Here is a 2,823-nt window from a genome sequence, read left to right as displayed (position 1 = left end):
AGACTTCGACACGGCCAAGCTTTTTAGCGAAAAATACCGGCTAAAAGCTTGACCGTGAACAGAGTATCTACTCGGGTTAGGGCCTACCTGACACTTGTGGGAGGGGCCTTGGCCGCGACTCATTGCAGATCAATTCCCACCCCTTTAATATGCCGAGCCATCAGAACTGCAGTTTCTCGGCCAGCCCGTAAAACGCACACACGACACTTTGAAATGGAACTTCAAATGAGTGGCAAACCTGCTGCCCGCCTTGGCGACCCCACCAGCTGCCCACTGCCAGGGCACGGCACCAACCCGATCGCCAGCGGCTCCCCCGATGTAAACTTCGACGGCCTGCCCGCCGCCCGAATGACCGACACGTCCGCCTGCGGCAGCCCCATCACCGGAGGCGTCAGCTCAACCGTCTTCATCAACGGCCTCAACGCTGCGACCATCGACAGCACCGGCGCACACGGCAACATCATCATTGGCGGCTCGGGCACCGTCATCATCGGCGACACCTTCGTCCCGGCCCCCTTCAGCGGCCTGATGCCGATGCCCGTGCACTTCAGCGACAAGCTCAAACTCATCAACGAAACCACCGGTGAACCCATGGCCAACCACGGCTACGCCATCCAGCGCGCCGACGGTAGCATCGAAGAAGGCGTCAGCGATGCACAGGGCTTTACCCATGTGGTGAGTTCGCACCTGGCTGAAAGCATCAAACTGTTTGTGGAAAATTGAGAATGGCCGCAGAACAAAAAGCAGAAGAGATTGTGCTTTCGAACGGGAAGAGAGCGTGTGTGGCGACGACGCATACGTTGACGGCGGTTAATGATGCCGTGGTTAAAACGGTGCCGGTGGCTGAGAAGAAGGCGGTGGTGTTTTTTATTGGGGGGGCTGCGGATCAGGAGTCGTATTATTTTCAAGGGCCCTTCAAAAACGTTAACGATGCACAAGCCATTCTGGACAGTAAGGTTAAATATGCTAAAAACCTATTACCGAAATATATCAGCGAGGTAAAAAGCTATAAGCATGCAAAAGGTTCCAGCGATATCCAGAAGAATTTCATTGATAAAATACCTAACAAATCATGCCCGGTTTATATCGTGGGGCATAGCTTAGGCGGATGGAATGGGGCTCACCTATCAAGAATCCTGTCGGAGGCCGGTTATACCATTAAGTTCCTGGTCACACTGGATCCGGTAGGGGAAGGTCTTCTCGTATCGTTAGGCTCAGACATCTATATGTCAGAACCGTCACCCGTTGCTGAAACATGGATTAATATTCGGGCAAAATCCAGCAAACCCGATTCATCAGATGGTGTCGCGAGCTTTGGAGAACACTGGAATATAACTTCATGCCCAACGATAAATAAAACTGCTGACATACACCACTACGCAGCGAACAGAATGTTCATTGAACCCGTTGACGGAACAAAATCCGCGTGCGATCTGATTTATGATTCAATAAACGGTATTTTTGGCCAATGAACATATATCGTAGTTTCTTTTTTTTAAGCATACTCTTGTGCACCGCATGCGTAAAAACAGCACAAATACCGGTAGCTGACCTCAATCTTTTATCATTCGGACCAGCACCCAAATACCCTTATACTGTCACTTTCAGCTCAAGCGTGGATCTGCAGTATGCATTCAATGACTATGAAAATAGCAACCAATTAAACCCCAGCTTCATCTGCTCCCTGGATCCTGATGCACAACTTACAGTAGAAGCCCCCATCAACATAGGGGCTACAGGACGAGTAGAGGCAAAAAATTCAACAAGACCAAACTACATCTTCACCTCCGAGCTTATATTTCGCTTTAACAACCCTGATGGAACTCAACGAAACTTAAACGACTTCGAGGCTTTTAAACCACTACTTGAGGCACAAGAGTCAATCCCTTGCAGAGTGTTCATAACGGCGTATGGATATAAAGCCTACTACACCAATATACTTTTTATTCCCTCCAAACTCATTCTAGAGCAGATTAACAAGTGAGTGTCGCAAATGGCTATTCATAGGTCCAGCACAATAATTAAAGTCTGCATACAACCTAATCATTGACTCTACCCATAGCCTTTTAGCCCATGAACATATATCACTCTTCTATTTTCGCAATAGCAGTTTTATGTACCGCCTGCGCAAAAACGCCAAACATCCCACGCGCCGAGCTTAGGTTATCGTCTTTTGAGCGAGGCCCCAATAACCTTTATACGATTGAATTTACCTCAAGCATTGATCTGATGCGCGCCTTCAACAATTACGAAAACAGCAACCAACAACGCCCAGTATTGACGTGCTCTCTGGGTCGCGATACAGACTTTTCTACAGCTCATGTCATGAAAACAAAAGCCAGTGGCTTAGTAGAGGCAAAAAATCAAAGCAGGCTAAACCGCGATTTCATTTCCGAAGTGTATTTTTCTTATTCCAACCAAAAAGGCAGCGAAAGCATTCTGAGAGAGTACGACGACATAAAAGCATTGATTGAGGACCAAGTATCAATCCCTTGCAAAGTCCGCCTCACAGCTTCATGGGGATACGATAGTTACTACACCAACACCTTCTTTATCCCATCAGCGCTAATACTGGAAAAATTTAGAGAAAACAACTCAACTACTGAAATCCCACCACATACCGCACACCCATTTATTGCAGATCGCTGGCCTCCTACTTTAATATTCCCGGCAATTGGAATCCCTCTGCCTGCGCCTATCGTCATCATCGACGACACCTTCTTCTCTGCCCCCTTCAGCGACAAGTTCCAACGTAAGCGCTCCATAAACCCCACCAAACTCAATATGGGTGGCGCGCTCAGCTAGGCGATGCGGGTAAGCAGT

At 48.2% G+C, this 2,823-nt stretch carries 4 protein-coding genes; all 4 read left to right on the top strand.

The genetic code is table 11. The features are described 5' to 3' along the window. Positions 1-225: 225 nt before the first annotated feature. The 4 genes from K5D32_RS25640 (at position 226) to K5D32_RS25625 (ending at position 2,805) form a co-directional block, all read left to right on the top strand. Positions 226-723 carry a PAAR domain-containing protein gene (locus tag K5D32_RS25640; RefSeq protein WP_221602308.1) on the top strand — a complete coding sequence of 166 codons (498 nt, stop codon included), beginning with the start codon at positions 226-228 and terminating at the stop codon, positions 721-723. Positions 724-725: 2 nt separating this feature from the next. Next, positions 726-1,472, top strand: coding sequence for an alpha/beta hydrolase (locus tag K5D32_RS25635; protein WP_221602306.1), 747 nt, complete (start codon positions 726-728; stop codon positions 1,470-1,472). Beyond that, positions 1,469-1,984: a hypothetical protein gene (locus tag K5D32_RS25630; RefSeq protein WP_221602305.1), complete on the top strand. Its 516-nt coding sequence runs from the start codon at positions 1,469-1,471 to the stop codon at positions 1,982-1,984. The genes K5D32_RS25635 and K5D32_RS25630 overlap by 4 nt, the downstream gene beginning before the upstream one ends. A gap of 89 nt (positions 1,985-2,073) precedes the next feature. Beyond that, on the top strand, positions 2,074-2,805 hold the full coding sequence (locus K5D32_RS25625; RefSeq protein ID WP_221602304.1) for a hypothetical protein: 732 nt from the start codon (positions 2,074-2,076) through the stop codon (positions 2,803-2,805). The last annotated feature ends 18 nt before the right edge of the window (positions 2,806-2,823 follow it).

Origin of the sequence: Pseudomonas cichorii, assembly GCF_019719005.1 — a bacterium.
Classification (GTDB): Bacteria; Pseudomonadota; Gammaproteobacteria; order Pseudomonadales; family Pseudomonadaceae; genus Aquipseudomonas; species Aquipseudomonas cichorii_E.
Note: the sequence above shows the minus strand (reverse complement) of the source record. Positions and strands in the feature narration are given on the sequence as shown.

Bases quoted from the DNA above. Each gene is read 5' to 3' on its own strand.
- K5D32_RS25640 (WP_221602308.1), top strand. From the start codon at position 226: ATGAGTGGCAAACCTGCTGCCCGCCTTGGCGACCCCACCAGCTGCCCA.
- K5D32_RS25635 (WP_221602306.1), top strand. From the start codon at position 726: ATGGCCGCAGAACAAAAAGCAGAAGAGATTGTGCTTTCGAACGGGAAG.
- K5D32_RS25630 (WP_221602305.1), top strand. From the start codon at position 1,469: ATGAACATATATCGTAGTTTCTTTTTTTTAAGCATACTCTTGTGCACC.
- K5D32_RS25625 (WP_221602304.1), top strand. From the start codon at position 2,074: ATGAACATATATCACTCTTCTATTTTCGCAATAGCAGTTTTATGTACC.